The sequence below is a fragment of the Bradyrhizobium sp. JHI2711 genome (assembly GCF_056156565.1).
In genome coordinates this window covers 559,083-573,785 of the sequence record NZ_JBPZPT010000002.1, presented here as the reverse complement: position 1 = coordinate 573,785, position 14,703 = coordinate 559,083, and the positions used below count along the sequence as shown (strand labels likewise).

The 14,703-nt window shown below is 65.4% G+C and carries 13 protein-coding genes and 1 pseudogene; 7 read left to right on the top strand and 7 right to left on the bottom strand.

The window, feature by feature from the left end:
• Nucleotides 1–3: 3 nt before the first annotated feature.
• Nucleotides 4–1,512: pseudogene (locus tag ACTEK7_RS15230) on the top strand (tripartite tricarboxylate transporter permease).
• A gap of 114 nt (nucleotides 1,513–1,626) precedes the next feature.
• Here the strand turns inward: ACTEK7_RS15230 and ACTEK7_RS15225 are convergent.
• On the bottom strand, nucleotides 1,627–3,321 hold the full coding sequence (locus ACTEK7_RS15225; RefSeq protein WP_225141273.1) for a bifunctional diguanylate cyclase/phosphodiesterase: 1,695 nt from the start codon (nucleotides 3,319–3,321) through the stop codon (nucleotides 1,627–1,629).
• A 221-nt stretch (nucleotides 3,322–3,542) separates the two neighbouring features.
• On the opposite strand from ACTEK7_RS15225, the gene ACTEK7_RS15220 reads away from it, so the two are divergent.
• The gene (locus ACTEK7_RS15220) at nucleotides 3,543–3,803 is read left to right on the top strand and encodes a hypothetical protein (protein ID WP_036002219.1); all 261 of its coding nucleotides are present in this window, start codon (nucleotides 3,543–3,545) and stop codon (nucleotides 3,801–3,803) included.
• Nucleotides 3,804–4,029: 226 nt separating this feature from the next.
• On the opposite strand, the gene ACTEK7_RS15215 is transcribed toward ACTEK7_RS15220, so the two are convergent.
• From ACTEK7_RS15215 to mtgA, 3 genes are all read right to left on the bottom strand, one after another.
• On the bottom strand, nucleotides 4,030–4,671 hold the full coding sequence (locus ACTEK7_RS15215) for a hypothetical protein (RefSeq protein ID WP_036002287.1): 642 nt from the start codon (nucleotides 4,669–4,671) through the stop codon (nucleotides 4,030–4,032).
• A gap of 139 nt (nucleotides 4,672–4,810) precedes the next feature.
• A complete protein-coding gene (rpmF, locus tag ACTEK7_RS15210; protein ID WP_007598106.1) occupies nucleotides 4,811–4,993 on the bottom strand; it encodes a 50S ribosomal protein L32 in 183 nt (60 codons plus the stop codon).
• A gap of 171 nt (nucleotides 4,994–5,164) precedes the next feature.
• Complete coding sequence (gene mtgA / locus ACTEK7_RS15205; protein ID WP_225148606.1) at nucleotides 5,165–5,839, bottom strand: monofunctional biosynthetic peptidoglycan transglycosylase; 675 nt, start codon at nucleotides 5,837–5,839, stop codon at nucleotides 5,165–5,167.
• A gap of 161 nt (nucleotides 5,840–6,000) precedes the next feature.
• Between mtgA and ACTEK7_RS15200 the strand changes: the two genes are divergently transcribed.
• Nucleotides 6,001–6,924: a polyprenyl synthetase family protein gene (locus ACTEK7_RS15200; RefSeq protein ID WP_225148607.1), complete on the top strand. Its 924-nt coding sequence runs from the start codon at nucleotides 6,001–6,003 to the stop codon at nucleotides 6,922–6,924.
• Nucleotides 6,925–7,053: 129 nt separating this feature from the next.
• Here the strand turns inward: ACTEK7_RS15200 and ACTEK7_RS15195 are convergent, their stop codons facing one another.
• Nucleotides 7,054–8,847 carry a caspase family protein gene (locus ACTEK7_RS15195; protein WP_225148608.1) on the bottom strand — a complete coding sequence of 598 codons (1,794 nt, stop codon included), beginning with the start codon at nucleotides 8,845–8,847 and terminating at the stop codon, nucleotides 7,054–7,056.
• A gap of 182 nt (nucleotides 8,848–9,029) precedes the next feature.
• Nucleotides 9,030–9,458 carry a GFA family protein gene (locus ACTEK7_RS15190; protein ID WP_225148620.1) on the bottom strand — a complete coding sequence of 143 codons (429 nt, stop codon included), beginning with the start codon at nucleotides 9,456–9,458 and terminating at the stop codon, nucleotides 9,030–9,032.
• A 94-nt stretch (nucleotides 9,459–9,552) separates the two neighbouring features.
• Here ACTEK7_RS15190 and ACTEK7_RS15185 point away from each other — a divergent pair, with 94 nt between their 5' ends.
• The 3 genes from ACTEK7_RS15185 to ACTEK7_RS15175 all read left to right on the top strand — a co-directional run bounded on the left by ACTEK7_RS15185 (nucleotide 9,553) and on the right by ACTEK7_RS15175 (nucleotide 12,622).
• Nucleotides 9,553–9,927 carry a nuclear transport factor 2 family protein gene (locus tag ACTEK7_RS15185; RefSeq protein WP_036038516.1) on the top strand — a complete coding sequence of 125 codons (375 nt, stop codon included), beginning with the start codon at nucleotides 9,553–9,555 and terminating at the stop codon, nucleotides 9,925–9,927.
• 183 nt (nucleotides 9,928–10,110) lie between these two features.
• Nucleotides 10,111–10,968 carry a class A beta-lactamase gene (bla, locus tag ACTEK7_RS15180; protein WP_225148609.1) on the top strand — a complete coding sequence of 286 codons (858 nt, stop codon included), beginning with the start codon at nucleotides 10,111–10,113 and terminating at the stop codon, nucleotides 10,966–10,968.
• Between the two features lie 46 nt (nucleotides 10,969–11,014).
• Nucleotides 11,015–12,622, top strand: coding sequence for a Na+/H+ antiporter (locus tag ACTEK7_RS15175; RefSeq protein ID WP_225148610.1), 1,608 nt, complete (start codon nucleotides 11,015–11,017; stop codon nucleotides 12,620–12,622).
• Between the two features lie 108 nt (nucleotides 12,623–12,730).
• Here the strand turns inward: ACTEK7_RS15175 and ACTEK7_RS15170 are convergent, their stop codons facing one another.
• Nucleotides 12,731–13,543, bottom strand: coding sequence for an N-acetylmuramoyl-L-alanine amidase (locus ACTEK7_RS15170; protein ID WP_225148611.1), 813 nt, complete (start codon nucleotides 13,541–13,543; stop codon nucleotides 12,731–12,733).
• Between the two features lie 394 nt (nucleotides 13,544–13,937).
• Between ACTEK7_RS15170 and ACTEK7_RS15165 the strand changes: the two genes are divergently transcribed.
• Entirely contained in the window at nucleotides 13,938–14,693 is a 756-nt protein-coding gene (locus ACTEK7_RS15165) for an outer membrane protein (protein WP_225113312.1), read from the top strand.
• Nucleotides 14,694–14,703 lie beyond the last annotated feature (10 nt).

Below are 14,703 nucleotides of genomic sequence, written 5' to 3'. Positions count from 1 at the left end.
CCCATGGATACGCTTGTCAACGTGGCACATGGATTCGGCGTCGCGCTGCTGCCGATCAACCTGCTCTACTGCTTCATCGGCGTGTTCATTGGCACGCTGGTCGGCGTGCTGCCCGGCATCGGCCCGATCTCGGCGATGTCGCTACTGCTACCGGTGACGCTGTCGGGAACGCCGGAATCCGGCATCATCATGATGGCCGGCATTTATTACGGCTCGATGTATGGCGGCTCGACCACCTCGATCCTGGTCAACATCCCCGGCGAGGCGGCCTCCGTCGTCACCTGCATCGACGGCCACCAAATGGCGAAGCAGGGCCGTGCGGGCCCCGCGCTCGGCATCGCCGCGTTCGGCTCCTTCGCTGCCGGCACCTTTGCGCTGGTCGCCTTGATGTTGGTGGCGCCGAAGCTCGCCAGTCTCGCCATTGCTTTCGGCCCGGCCGAGTATTTCAGCCTGATGGTGCTCGGCCTCGTCGTGCTCACCTTCCTCACCCAGGGATCGATGCCGAAGGCATTGCTGATGGCGTGCATCGGTGTCGTGCTCGGGCTGATCGGGCTCGACAGCATCACCGCGCAGCCGCGACTGACCTTCGGCCGCATGGAGCTGATCGACGGCATCGGCCTCGTGCCCGTGGTGATGGGCCTGTTCGGCGTCGCCGAGGTGCTGCTCAACACCGAGTAGGCGATCAAGCGCGACGTCATCAACACCAGGATCACCCATCTCCTGCCGAGCAAGGAGGACTGGAAGGCGAGCGCCGGTCCGGTCGGCCGCGGCACCATCCTCGGCTTTTTCCTCGGCATCCTGCCGGGCGGCGGCGCCGTGGTCTCGTCATTCGCGTCCTACGCGCTGGAGAAGCGGCTGTCGAAGACCCCTGAAAGGTTCGGCCACGGCGCGATCGAGGGCGTCGCCGGCCCGGAATCGGCGAACAACGCCGCAGCCGGCGGCGCCTTCATTCCGCTGATGACGCTCGGCATCCCGCCGAACGTGGTGATGGCGCTGCTGCTCGGAGCCTTCGTCATTCACGGCCTGCAGCCGGGCCCGCTGATGATCACGCAGAACCCCGGCCTGTTCTGGGGCATCGTCGCCAGCATGTATATCGGCAACGTCATGCTGCTGATCCTGAACCTGCCGATGATCGGCATGTGGGTGCAGCTGCTCAAGCTGCCCTACAACATCCTGTTCCCCCTGATCATCCTGTTCACGATCCTCGGCGTCTACTGCTCGAGCAACAACGTGTTCGACGTCTATGTGATGATCGCGTTCGGGATCATCGGCTATTTCATGCGCAAGCTCGGCTACGAGCCGGCGCCACTGGTGCTGGCCTTCGTGCTGGGTCCGATGATGGAGAACAATTTGCGCAAGTCGCTGATCCTGTCGCAGGGCGATCTCTGGACCTTCGTGCAGCGGCCGATCTCGGCAGTGTGTCTTGTGTTTGCCCTGGTGCTGCTGATCGCGCCGCTGCTGCCGTCGCTGCGCAAGAAGCGCGAGCTTGTGGCGCTGGACGAGGGAGCGTGAGAAGATCTCGTAGTCTGTAGGGTGGATTAGCCGAAGGCGTAATCCACCGCTTCTCTCTCGACGCGGATCGTAAAGTGGTGGGCTACGCCTTCGGCTAACCCACCCTACGCCATCTCAGCCCGCCGCAGGCAGCGCGCTGTCCGGCGGCACGCCCCACGGGCGTTCCGCCGAAGCCAGCCCGATCAGGCGGCCCTGGATGTAGTCGCAGCCCCAGTCGCGCAACATGTTTGCGGCTTCGTCGTCCTGCACCCATTCGGCGACGGTCTTGATGTCGAGGCGGCGGGCGAGGTCGATCAGGGTCTGCACGAAGGCGCGGTCGTCGGCGGAATGGGTGATGTTCTGCACGAAGGCGCCGTCGATCTTGACGATGTCTACGCCGAGCTTGCGCAAATTGCGGAACGAGGTGTAGCCGGCGCCGAAATCGTCGATGGCGATGCGGCTGCCGAAATGCTTGAGGCGGCTGACGAAGGCGCGGACGTCGTCGATGTCCTGGATCGCGACCGTCTCGGTGATCTCGACGATCAGCCGCTCGGCGACGCCGGGATGGGCCAGCATCAGCGATTCGATCCCCGCCCACCAGTCCGGATCCATGGTCGTATCCGGCGAGATGTTGAGGCTGAGGCAGACGTCGGGCGCCGCCGCGAGCTCGGCGACCACGAGCTCGAGCACGCGGTGATCGACCAGGCGGATCAGGCCGAGCCGTTCGGCGACCGGCACGATGTCGGGCGCGAGCAGCACCTGGCCGTCGCCCTGGTCCATCCGCACCAGGCATTCATGGAATGCGCGCTCGCGCGAGACAGCCGAGACGACGGGCTCATAGGCGAGCCTGATGCGGCGCTCGTTGAGCGCGGTGACGATCTCGTCGGTGACGCGGATGTTGACGCGGCGCTGTGCGTCGCGCGCGGCATCCGGACGCCAGGCCGCGAACGAGCCGGAGCGGCGGCGCTTGGCGGCGTCCAGCGTCTCATGGGCGCGGTTGACGGCCTCGTCGGTGTTGCGGGCATAACGCGGCAGGCTGACCGCGCCGATCGAGGCGGTGACCGAGACCGGACCGGATTTGGTCGGCACCACCTCGTCGCGGATGCCGGCGAGGAAGCGCTCGGCGGCCACGTTCATGTCGTCGACGGTGCAGTTCTTCAGGATCAGGCCGAACTTGTTGCCGGAGAAGCGCCCCAGCACGTCGCCGCCGCGCAGGCGCGCGCGAATGCGCTTGGCGACGTCGAGGATCACGGCGTCGGCGACGTCGAAGCCGAAAGCATCGTTGACGCGGGCGAGATGATCGATGCCGACCAGCATGAAGGCCGCTGTCGAGCGGAAGCGCGTGGTCTCCTCGATCGCCTCGGCCAGCGCCGCGATCAGATGCGAGCGGTTGAGCTCGCCGGTCAGCGGATCGAGCCGGGCCAGCCTGCTCAATTCCTCGTCCCGGGCGTGGCGCTCATTGTTGATGCGGACGGAGCCGATCGCTCGCGTGGGACGGCCGTCGGGACCTGCGAACCAGCGGCCGGTCTCCTCGATCCAGATCACGGGATCGGAGGCGCTCATGCGCACGCCGTACTCGATTCGGTAAGGGGTGCCGTCGGCGCCGTGCACCGGGGACGTCAGTGCCAGCGCCGCCGTCCGCAGCGTTTGCGCGGGCTCGATCAGCTTGGCGAATTCGGCGCCGGTCGAAAGCCGCTCGGCGGGAATGCCGGGGAAAACGGCGCTGACCTGCTCACCCCAGACGATGGCATCGCTGGCGATGTCCCAGGCGAACACGGCCTGACCGAGCGCGGCCAGGATGTCGGAGGCTTGCGGCAATCCAGGGGTCAAAGTCGCCTCGTTTCGGGACAGTGGAGAAGTCCTGAGCCGGCACAGGATAGAGCCAGATTCGCTGCCGAACCTAGGCAAAGTTGATAAACAATTTGGAAACCACGTTTCCGAAGGCGTCGGAACCAAACCGGCCCGGCCGGCATAGGCCTTGCGAGTACAGGACTCGCGACGGCCCCCGCGTCTCGAAACGCGACAGTCTCGCCGGATCAACGGTGATTGCGATGTTGAGTACTGATCGATCGGACGCGGCGGACAACGGCACAGGCACGGCCTTGGTGCCGCTGATGCCGACGTTGCGGTGGGTCCATAAGGTGCCCCTGCCCCGCCCCGATCCGAGCTTCGTCACACAATTGATCGCCAATGCCGAGCAGCTGCCGCAAACGAGCCGGCTCCGCCGCGCCTCCTCCGAGGATGCGCTGATGGCCTATGGCAGCAAGCGCCCGCTCGGAACCGTCAGCGCGCGCACGCGTCAGGTAGCTTAAGATTGATTGAAGTGAGAGCGCGCTTCTTACCTCTCGCCGCTTGCGGGGAGAGGTCGGATCGCCTCGGCGATGCGAAGCATCGTCCGGTGCGATCCGGGTGAGGGGGTACAGGTCCCGCGGCTATCGCATCCGCGGAGAGAGGCCCCTCACCCCAACCCACTCCCCGTAAGAACGGGGCAAGGGAGCACACTGCCGCGGCGGTGAGATGCGAGCCAATTCAGAGAAATCAGCGCGGCGGCGTGTCGGAAGACGGCGTGCCGTTCCCCGGCTGCAGCTGCGGCGAGGGAATTTCCGGCGAGGGGGCGCCCTGCACGGGCTTGGGCGCTGGGTGATCCATCAGCACGGATTCGGCGACGGATTGCGCGGTAGGTGCGGCCGGCGCCGGCTGCGGCGCGATCACCGGCTCGAACTTGCGCTCGGACTCCACGTCTTCCGCCGGCGCTTCGGCCCTGCGCTTGGCCTTACGAGGGGCCGGCACCGTGGTCTCGGCGACATAGGTGACTCGGCGGCGCGTGCGCTGGGCGATGCCAGCGAAGAAGTCCGCCATCGCCAGCAGCACCAGCAGAAAGAAGGTGGAGTTGCCGAATTTGGGCCACATCACGAATTCGGCAGCGGCCGCGCCGAAGATGATCAGCGACAGCAAATGATCCATCAGGAATTTCGAGCCCGGCCGCGCACCCTTGACCACCTCGAGCAGCAGCAGAACGATGCCGAGCGCGAGCAGGAGATCGGCGAGCGTGACCGGCCAGACCTCTCCGGACACCATAGGCACCTTGAACAGCACGTCCGTGAAGGACACGGTCGGCATCAGGAAGGCGATGATGTTGTAGACCGCGAGCGGAATCAGGAGCAGCGGGAAACCGACCATCGGCTTGATGCCTTCTCGATCAAGATATCCGGACAGAACAATGCAGCGGCGAAGCATCCGCTCCGCCGCCATCACCGTCTATCTCATGGGTTGGCCGAATCGGGCGGGTCCGATCTCCCGCCCGAGAAAGATCCTGGCTTCAGGACTCTTTCTTCTTCAGGACCTGGCGGCCCTTGTACATGCCGGTCTTGAGGTCGAGATGGTGCGGACGACGGAGCTCGCCGGAGTCCTTGTCTTCCACATAGGTCGGCTTCTTGATGGCGTCCGCCGAGCGGCGCATGCCACGGCGCGACGGCGAGGTTTTTCTTCTCGGAACGGCCATTTCAGTATCCTCTAGGGATTGGTGTCATCAGGGCATCGTCCGCGAAGGGACGGCTCAGCACCCGCAAATAACGAGGCGAGCTGAGTGCCGATCAAGGCCGCGCTTATAGAGGAAGGCTGGCCGTAAAGCTAGGCTCTTGGGCCGGAAAATGCGCCCGGAACGGGTCAAAAATCAGCGATTTTCCCGCCAACAGGTCGCAAGCGAGCTCGCCTGCCCCCGCGCCATATAGGTGGCTGCCAGCCGCCGGACGCCCGGTCCCGGGGTCCGGGCGCTGCGCTTGACCGGATTCGGCAGGATCGAGGCCAGAAGCGCCGCCTCGCGGGGCGAGAGGCTTTCGGCCGATTTGCCGAAGGCATAGGCGCTGGCCGCCTCGACCCCGAACTGCCCCTGCGGGCCGAGCTCGGCGATGTTGAGGTAGATTTCGAGAATCCGCTGCTTGGGCAAGACGAGGTCGATCCAAAGCGCCAGCGGGAATTCAAGCGCCTTGCGTACGAAGTCGCGCCCCTGCCACAGGAACAGGTTCTTCGCGACCTGCTGGGTGATGGTGGAGGCGCCCCGGAAGGCGGTGCCGTCCTCCCTGGCGTCGTCGATCGCCTCGCGCAGCGCCCCCCAATCGATGCCGTGATGCTTGCAGAAATGGGCATCCTCGGCCGCCACCACCGCGCGCGGCAGAGAGGGCGACATATCAGCGAGATCGATCCACTCCCGCTGCATCGGCGCGCCCCGCAGGCTGCGCCAGGCCATCAGCGTCGAAACTGGGTGGCCGGTGCGGTAGAACGGCGCGATCACATAGGGTGCGAGGACCACGAGCGCGAGCGCCACCAGCAGGATTTTGACGATGCGCAAATCGACCTTTCCGGCACGAACTGACGAGCGGCCACGGGCTGGAGCATTAAGTCTGTGATAATTCGGGCCTTTTCCAGCACTTTTTAGGCCTTCCAAACGATTGACTGGCGCGGGCGCATAAAGGATTGTCCCGCCGAATTTCAGTTCTGGAGCCCTTCTTGATGACCGGCACGTCCCCGTCCGATTTCGCCAAACGTCTGGACAAGACCGCTGATGACACCGAAGCCCTGCTCCGGCGCCTGCTGTCGGACGACATCCTGCATGACGAAATCGCCCGGCCCAAGCGACTGATGGACGCAATGCGCTATTCGAGCCTGAACGGCGGCAAGCGCCTGCGGCCGTTCCTGGTGGTCGAGAGCGCCGCCGTGTTCGGCGTGCCGCGCGAGGCGGCCCTGCTCGTGGGCGCCGCGCTCGAATGCATCCATTGCTATTCGCTGATCCATGACGACCTGCCGGCCATGGACAATTCGGACCTGCGCCGCGGCCGCCCCACGCTGCACAAGCAGACCGATGACGCCACCGCGATCCTCGCCGGCGACGGCCTCCTGACGCTCGCCTTCGACATCATCACCCGCGACGAGGTCCATCGCGACGCCAATGTGCGGCTGCTCTTGACGCGTGCACTGGCGCGCTGCGCCGGCATCGGCGGCATGGTCGGTGGCCAGATCCTCGATCTCGCCGGCGAAGGCCGCTTTGGCGGCAACGAGCCGATCGACGTCGCCCGTATCCAGCAGATGAAGACCGGCGCGCTCTTGCGCTACGGCTGCATTGCCGGCGCGATCCTCGGCCAGGCCTCGAAGGCGGAATATCAGGCGCTCGACGATTACGGCCGCGCGCTCGGCGAAGCCTTCCAGATCGCCGACGATCTGCTCGACGTCGAGGGCGATGCGGCCGCGCTCGGCAAGCCGGCCGGCGCCGATGCCGCGCTCGGCAAGACCACCTTCGTGACCCAGCTCGGGATCGAAGGCGCCAAGCAGCGCGTGCGCGACCTGCTCGCGCGCGCCGACAGCGCCGTCTCGATCTTCGGCGACCGCGCCGCAATTTTGCAGGCCGCCGCGCGTTTCGTGGCCGAGCGGAAGAACTGAGCTAAAGCGCGATGCGATCAGGATGAATCGTCATCGCGCTTTAGGTTATTGCCTCGAGCATGATCTTTTCGGAAAACCGCTTCACACTTTTCCGGATCATGCTCTAGTGGTCAGGAAAGCCGTGCCATTTCAGTTGCAGACCTCGGCATTGGCGTCGACGTGGGGGCCGCCGCCGCCGCGATAAACGAGGCGGCAACCGGGCCTGACCGGCCGGCAGAGCAGAGCGTTGCAAAAGATCTGACCACTGCCGCTCGAGGCACGGCCCGCGCCAGCCGCCGCGGCTGCACCGTAGCCACCCGCAGCAGCACCGGCCCGCTGCCGCGCGGGGCGGTCCTCGCCGTCGTCGCGTCGCGAGGTCGCGGGCTTTGACGCGGGCTTGGCCGCGCGCTTCTTCTCGCATTCATTGTCGTCGTTCAGGACATAGCCGTTGCCGCAAACGATCCTGGTGCACTTGTCGCCTTCGGCCTTGAAACCGTGCTCGCAGACCAGCGGGCAGACCCGTGATGGCTTGGCCTTGACCGCATCGAGCGCGTCGGTGCTCGCCACCTTCACGTCGAGCTTGGTGCCGGCATAGCGGTTGAACTGCGACAGCGACCGCTGCGAGGACGTATTCCAATTGCCGTCGGCCTGCCCGGAGAAGCAGCCGACGCGGCCGAGCTCGCTCTGCACCGAGCGGTTGAGATCGGCCGGCGCGGTCGTCGGACTGAGCGCGGCGACGTTGGTCCCGGCAGCGCTCGTGGTGTTGCCCGGCGCAACCCCCGGCACCGTGGCGGCGAGGTTGACGCGCTGTTGCTCGGCGGCGGCCGCCTGCTGCTGGGCCTGCTCCTTGGCCTTCTGCGCGGCAAGCTGCGCCTGCTCGGCGGCCTTCGCATCGGCCGCGGCCCTGGCTTGCGCATCCTTCTGCGCGCCGAGCGCAGCAAGGCGGTCGCGCTCGGCCTCGGCCTGCTTCGCTTTCGCGATCGCCGCCGCATGCGCCTGCTCCGCGCCGATCTTCTCGAGCTGGAGCTTGGCGAGGCTGGCATAGAACCCGTCGGGATGCTGGGCGAGGAAGGCTTCCCACGCCGGCCGGTTGCCGACCTGGAGCGCGAGCTCGTAGTCGCGGCGGATATCGGCCTGGGGATTGGCTACGGGCGCCGCCGGCGCCAGCTTGACCGGCACCAGCGGCACGTCCTCGCCACCCAGCGAGCCGTAGACGAACGGCTCCTGCTTGTTGCCGGTGGACTTCAGCACATCGTCGCGCACGAAGCCGAAGGCGCGGCGGACGTCGAGGCCCGGCGTCGTCAGATGCTTCGACAGCGCGATGGTGAACGGGCTGTTGGCACCGTCGCCGTCCTGCGCGGTGAAGCCGGCCTTGGCCGAATAGGCGATCAGCGTGTTTGGGCTGGACGGCTCGACCTGGGCGAGGCCGCGGCCGATGCCGCGCGAAGCGACCGTGCGCTTCATCCGCTTGCTGAACGGATTGTCGCGGCAGGCATCGAGGATCACCAGACGCAATTGCTTGGCGGGCTCGACCGCGACCAGGACACGGTCGAGGGAGAGCGCCTCGTCAAAGACGTCAGTGTCCCGCTCGAGCTTGGCATCCACCGGGATCAGATAGTTCGAGCCCTCCACCTCGATGCCGTGGCCGGCGTAGTAGACCACGGCGATTTCGGCGTCGCGGGTCGCGTCGGCGAAGTCGCGGAGCACGCGCCGTGTCTCCAGCGCCGACAGATCGTGCCGGGAGTCGACGACGTCGAAGCCGGCCTCCTTCAGGGTCTTGGCCATCACGGACCCGTCATTGACGGGATTGGCGAGCGAGGGCGCGTGCTGATAAGCCGAATTGGCCAGCACTAGCGCCACCCGCTTTCCGGCAACAGCCGGCCCGGCGCCGAACATCAGGCCGAGGGCGACGAAGAGCGGACAAAGTCTGAACAAGCTGCGCATGACACGACTTCCGATGGTTCCGGGCCGTCCGGCCCTTTGGGACCGCTTTAGCAACATCCTCCGCCGGCGCTTGTGATGGAGGTCACGAAGCGGACCCCGACGGCAGGCCGTACGACCTCTTTTGTTTGTCGCGCCAGCGCTGTCGCGGTTCGCCAACGGACGGCGGTGCGGACCGGGTTCCGTCAGACAACCCCGATGTGCTCCCGATATTGCGGCAGATCGTCCGTAATTTCGTGCCAGGGCGCCTTCGAGCCGACGAAAATATGGGCGCTCGGCCGGATGGAGGGGGCATCGACCAGGGTTCCCATGGCGACGTGGACCCACTCTCCTTCCCGGACCCGGGAATAGAGCAGCGAGCCGCAGCGGCCACAATGCGCGTCATGGGTGGTGTCGTCGCCGAAAATCATCCGGAGGTCGCCGCCCCTGACAATGCGAAGCCTGTTCTGCCGGATGCCGGCGAAGGGCTTGAAGGCGGCACCGGTGGTGCGCCGGCAGTTCGAGCAGTGGCAGTTCATCGCATAGGCGAATGCGTCGGCCACCTCGAAGCGCACGGCGCGGCAAAAGCATTCGCCGACAAGAATGCGAGCGTTCGAATTTTCTGATTCTGCCATCGTGACGCCTTCGCGCAAATCGCTGACACACCCATAGCGCATTTCAACGTGTACGACTAAGTTGGCCCGAAGCCATCATGCAAAGGAACGACCCATGAGCCAGGACCGGTCGAGCGTCGAAGCCGTCGTGCAATCCTATTTTGACGGACTTTACGAGGGCAACGCCGACAAGCTCGGCGCCATCTTCCATCCCTCCGCCGATCTGCGCTGGGTCGAAAAGGGCGAGCTCCAGGTTCTGACCGTGCCGGACTGGCTCGACCGCGTGCGCAAGCGCGCCTCGGCCAAGGCCGAAGGCAAGCCGCGCGAGGATTTCATCGTCACCATCGACCGGTCGGACGACAAGACCGCGTTCATCAAGGTGCGCTGCCAGCTGCCGCCGCGCTATTTCACCGACTATCTCGTGGCGATGAAGCTCGCCGACGGCTGGCAGATCGTGTCGAAGTCGTACCGATATGATTTGAGGGAGTGACGGGCGCCGTCCTGCTGCCCGAATTCGGACGCACTCGCTATCCAATTCTCCGTCATTGCGAACGCAGCGAAGCAATCCAGAATCTCACCGCGGAGACAGTCTGGATTGTTTCGCTGCGCTCGCAATGACGACGCGGATGCAGCGTCCGCTCCATCTCCCACCCCTGCTCGCCTGGAAATGACCATGCTTGTCGACCGCCGCTCCCTGCTCGCCTCATTCGCCTGGTTGGCCGCCTCCCCTGCGCTCGCCGGGGATGCCCCATCAGAATTCGAATCCTACGAGCGCGAGAGCGGCGGGCGGATCGGGCTCTATGCGGAGAATCTCGCAACCGGCAAGAAGCTTGCCTGGCGCGCCGACGAACGGTTCGTGATGTGCTCGACGTTCAAGGCTTCGCTCGCAGCCAACGTGCTGGCGCGGGTCGATCGCGGCGAGGAGCAACTCGCGGCCATGATCCGCTATGGCCAGGCGGATCTGCTGGAATACGCCCCGGTGGCGAGGGAACATCTCGCGGCCGGCAAGATGTCGGTCGGCGAGATGTGCAAGGCCATCGTCGAGCTCAGCGACAACACCTGCGCCAATCTGCTGCTGGCGCGGATCGGCGGCCCCGCCGCGCTGACCGCATTCTGGCGGTCGCTCGGAGATACCACCTCGCGGCTCGACCACAACGAGCCCGAGCTCAACCGCTCGCAACCCGGCGACCCCCGGGACACCACGACGCCGGCAGCGATGGCGGGAAATTTGCGCCGGCTGGTCGCGGGCGAGGCGCTGTCGCCTGCTTCGCGGGCCCTGCTCACCGACTGGATGGTGAACTGCAAGACCGGCGCAAATCGCCTCCGTGGCGGACTCCCGGTAGGCTGGAAGATCGGCGACAAGACCGGCAACAACGGCAAGGACGCCTCGGGCGACATCGCAGTCGCCTGGCCGAAGCCGGATACGCCGATCCTGATCGCGGCCTATACCCAGGGCGGCACGCCGAGCGCGGCGCAGATCACATCCGCGTTCGCGCGGATTGGGCGGATGGTGGCCGAACGGCTGGCGTGAGCCGCGCATTGACCTAGCCGTCGCTTCCGGGTCAAGACAGACCATCATGGAAGCGAAGTTTCAGACCTTTCTCATCCTGCTGGCCGTGCTGGCAGGCGTGGCACTGGCCGCGCGACGCTTCAACGTCGCCCCTGCCATCCTGCTGATGCTGGCGGGCGTCGGCCTCGCTTTCGTGCCGGGCATGCCGACTGTGGAGCTGCCGCCGGAGCTGGTGCTGCTGGTGGTGCTGCCACCACTGATCTACTCGGCCAGCGTCGCGATGAGCTGGCGCGAATTCAAGAAGAACCTGCGTCCGATCGTGCTGCTCGCGGTCGGCGCCGTGATCTTCACCACGGCGATGGTGGCGGCCGCCACACACTACATGATCGGCCTGCCCTGGACCGTCGGCTTCCTGCTCGGGGCCATCGTCGCGCCGCCCGATGTGGTGGCGCCGCTCGCGATCGCGCGCCGGCTGAACATGCCGCGCCGCATCCTGGTCGTGCTCGAAGGCGAAGGTCTCGCCAACGACGCCACCGCGCTTATCCTCTACCGCTTCGCGCTCGCCGCGATCCTCATCGGCCACTTCTCACTGCCGCTCGCGGCCGGTGAATTCCTCCTCATCGTCGCCGGCGAGATCGCCTTCGGCATCGGCGTCGGCTGGCTCTCCTTACGCCTTCGCAAATGGTCCGGAGATCCGCAGGTCGAGCTGACGCTGTCGCTGATCACGCCCTATGTCTCGTACTGGCTGCCCGAGCATGTCGGCGGCTCCGGCGTGATCGCAACGGTGGCCTGCGGGCTCTATGTCAGCTGGAACGGCCCATTGCTGATCTCCTCGGCGACGCGCCTGCAAGGCATCTTCTTCTGGGATCTCGTGATCTACCTGATCGAGGGCATGCTGTTCCTGCTCACCGGCTTCCAGATGCGCGCGCTCTACGAGAAATCAAAGACTTTTCCGCTCGACGACATTCTCATCGCAACCGCATTGGTCCTGGTGATCGTCGTGATCGCGCGTTTTGCCTGGCTCTATCCCGCAACTTATCTGCCGCGAATGCTCTCCAGGTCGCTGCGCGAGCGCGATCCTTCGCCGCCATGGCAATGGCCATTCGTGCTCGCCTTCACCGGCGTGCGCGGCGCGGTGTCGCTGGCCGCCGCGCTGGCGCTGCCGTTCACGCTGCCGAATGGCGAGGCGTTTCCGTATCGCGACCTGATCCTGTTCGTCGCCTTCGGTGTCATCTTCGTGACGCTGATCGGCGTCGGCCTGACGCTGCCGCCGATCGTGCGGTGGCTCGGCGTCGCCGAAGCCGGTCGTCACGAGCATGCCGCCGAGCACGAAGCGGAGATCGCCGCGCGCCGTCAGGCGCTGGAGGCCGCGCTGAAATCGCTCGACGCGCTCACGGCGGAAAAAGAGGTTTCCGACGAGGTGATGCGGCTGCTGCGCGCCCGCCACGAGATCCGCTTCAACCAGCTCCCGGACTCGCTCGATCCCAACCGTCACGACATCTCTGCCGCCGGCATCGCTCTGACCCGCGACCTGATCGCCGCCGAGCGCAAATTCATCCACAAGCTGCTGCGCGACGGCCAGATCACCGACGAGACGCGGCGGCGGATCGAGCGCGATCTGGATCTGGAGGAGGCGAGCCTGGCGAATAGGGAATATCGAGCCGGGCCGCTGTAGCTTCCTCGTCATTGCGAGCGTAGCGAAGCAATCCAGACTGCCTCTGCGGAAGGACTCTGGATTGCTTCGCTGCGCTCGCAATGACTGCTGCTGAACCGGCAGGGCCAACTACCGTCTCTCGCAAAACTCCCTCATCGCGACCGCGACGGCTTGTGCGACCGCCTCGTGTCGCTCCGGCGAGTTCATCTCCATTTCCTCGTCGCGATTGATGATCGAGCCCGCCTCGAGCAGCACGGCGGCGCTTCGCGTGCGCGACAGCACGACCAGCCCGTCATAGCGGTAGACGCCGACATCCTTGTCGAGCAGCTGGCGCCGGTAGCGGCCCATCACCGGCAAGGTGTACTGGCTCGCATAGTGCAGGCCCTGCTGCTTCAATTGCCGGCCGATCATCCTGGCCAGCATCAGGCTGGCGGCAAAGTGCGGATTCTGCCGCGACACGAACAGCGAGTGGCCCGAAAAGCGATCGCTGAAATAGCTCTTTGCGCCGTCGAATTCCCAGGTCTCGAGCAGCTTGTCCGGCACCGAATCATGATGGACCGACAGGAACAGATCGGCGCGGCCTTCGTTTGCAGCGCCGACGCGCTTGAACAGGCTCGGCCGTGCCTTGCCATCGGTGACGAGCAGGCGGGTTGCGGCAAAGCCCTCGGACTTGAGCTTGGCCGTGATGAGCCGTGCGAGGCGGAAGTTGAAGCCGAACTCCGGATCGTTGCGCGCGCTCAATGCACCGTAGGAGTCCGGCGTGTGGCCGACATCCACGACGATCCGGAATTTGGGCGTCTCGCACTTGAATGAAGGTGAGGGTTTCGGCTCATGTCTCGCACTCTTGCGCGCGATAGCAGCTTCGCCGGCCGTGACGAATGCAAGCGATGACAGAACGATCGAGGCGACCAGCCCGACGATGACGCTCCGCAGGTGCCTCAAGCGCTACTCCGCTGCTGCTCACGCATGCCGGTGCCGGCACCGCTTTCGGTGAGGAAGTTGTAGTCTTTCGAGACGAAAGATGACGCGACCTTCGGCGGTGCTTTTTGCTTTTGATCACCTTGACGCAGGGAGGTCCGAGCGTCAACGCGCGGCTGACCCAGGGCGCCCCCTGCCTTGGGCGATCAGGCCGACCATCGTGTCGGCAGCTAAGTATTTGAGACGAAATGAAAATGCCGATCGTGTCGTTGCGCGATGCGGCACTGGCAATCGCGCGATTCCCGCGCTCGCGGAGATTGTCGGCGACTGTTGCGGCGGAGCGACGGACGAACGCGCAACTAGCCGGTATTTAGGGCGGGTTGAATTCGAATCGTCCATTGAATGTCTACGGGGTCAAATGAAGAAACTCGCATTCGCAACCGCCGCTCTGATGGCGCTGTTCACAGGCGCGGCGTCGGCCGCTGACCTTGCAGCCCGACCCTACACCAAGGCACCCGCAATCGCCCCCATCTACGACTGGAGCGGCTTCTACGTCGGCATCAACGGCGGTGGTGGCTGGGCCGACAAGTGCTGGGATATCTACAACGATGCCGGCTTCACCGTTGCGCCGCCCTTCCGGGAAGGCTGCCACAATGCGAGCGGCGCCACCGTCGGTGGTCAGATCGGCTATCGCTGGCAGGCCACCAATTGGGTGTTCGGTGTTGAGGCGCAGGGCAACTGGGCCGACTTCACCGGCTCCAATTCCAGCTTGTTCTACGGCAATTTCACCAACCGCTCCGAGGTTGATGCGCTTGGCCTATTCACCGGCCAGGTCGGCTACAGCTGGAACAACGTTCTCTGGTACGTGAAGGGCGGCGCCGCCGTCACCCGCGACAAGTACGAGGGCGTGATCACCAGCATCGGCTTGGTGTTTGATCGCGCCACCGAGACCCGCTGGGGCGGCGTCGTAGGCACCGGCATCGAATTCGGTTTCGCGCCGAACTGGTCGCTGGCGCTCGAATACGATCACCTGTTCATGGGCCATCGCGACATCACCTTTAGCTCGTCGATCGTTCCGGGGGTCACGCGCGGTGATACGATCCGCCAGGATGTCGACATTGTCACCGCCCGCATCAATTACCGCTTCGGTGGCCCGATCGTCGCCAAATACTGACTTTGGCACT

What these genes read in the sequence shown, in the direction of transcription:
- ACTEK7_RS15220 (WP_036002219.1), top strand. Translation starts at nt 3,543, where the DNA reads ATGTTGAGTACTGATCGATCGGACGCGGCGGACAACGGCACAGGCACG.
- ACTEK7_RS15215 (WP_036002287.1), bottom strand. Translation starts at nt 4,671, where the DNA reads ATGGTCGGTTTCCCGCTGCTCCTGATTCCGCTCGCGGTCTACAACATC.
- rpmF (WP_007598106.1), bottom strand. Translation starts at nt 4,993, where the DNA reads ATGGCCGTTCCGAGAAGAAAAACCTCGCCGTCGCGCCGTGGCATGCGC.
- ACTEK7_RS15200 (WP_225148607.1), top strand. Translation starts at nt 6,001, where the DNA reads ATGACCGGCACGTCCCCGTCCGATTTCGCCAAACGTCTGGACAAGACC.
- ACTEK7_RS15195 (WP_225148608.1), bottom strand. Translation starts at nt 8,847, where the DNA reads ATGCGCAGCTTGTTCAGACTTTGTCCGCTCTTCGTCGCCCTCGGCCTG.
- ACTEK7_RS15190 (WP_225148620.1), bottom strand. Translation starts at nt 9,458, where the DNA reads ATGGCAGAATCAGAAAATTCGAACGCTCGCATTCTTGTCGGCGAATGC.
- ACTEK7_RS15185 (WP_036038516.1), top strand. Translation starts at nt 9,553, where the DNA reads ATGAGCCAGGACCGGTCGAGCGTCGAAGCCGTCGTGCAATCCTATTTT.
- bla (WP_225148609.1), top strand. Translation starts at nt 10,111, where the DNA reads ATGCTTGTCGACCGCCGCTCCCTGCTCGCCTCATTCGCCTGGTTGGCC.
- ACTEK7_RS15175 (WP_225148610.1), top strand. Translation starts at nt 11,015, where the DNA reads ATGGAAGCGAAGTTTCAGACCTTTCTCATCCTGCTGGCCGTGCTGGCA.
- ACTEK7_RS15165 (WP_225113312.1), top strand. Translation starts at nt 13,938, where the DNA reads ATGAAGAAACTCGCATTCGCAACCGCCGCTCTGATGGCGCTGTTCACA.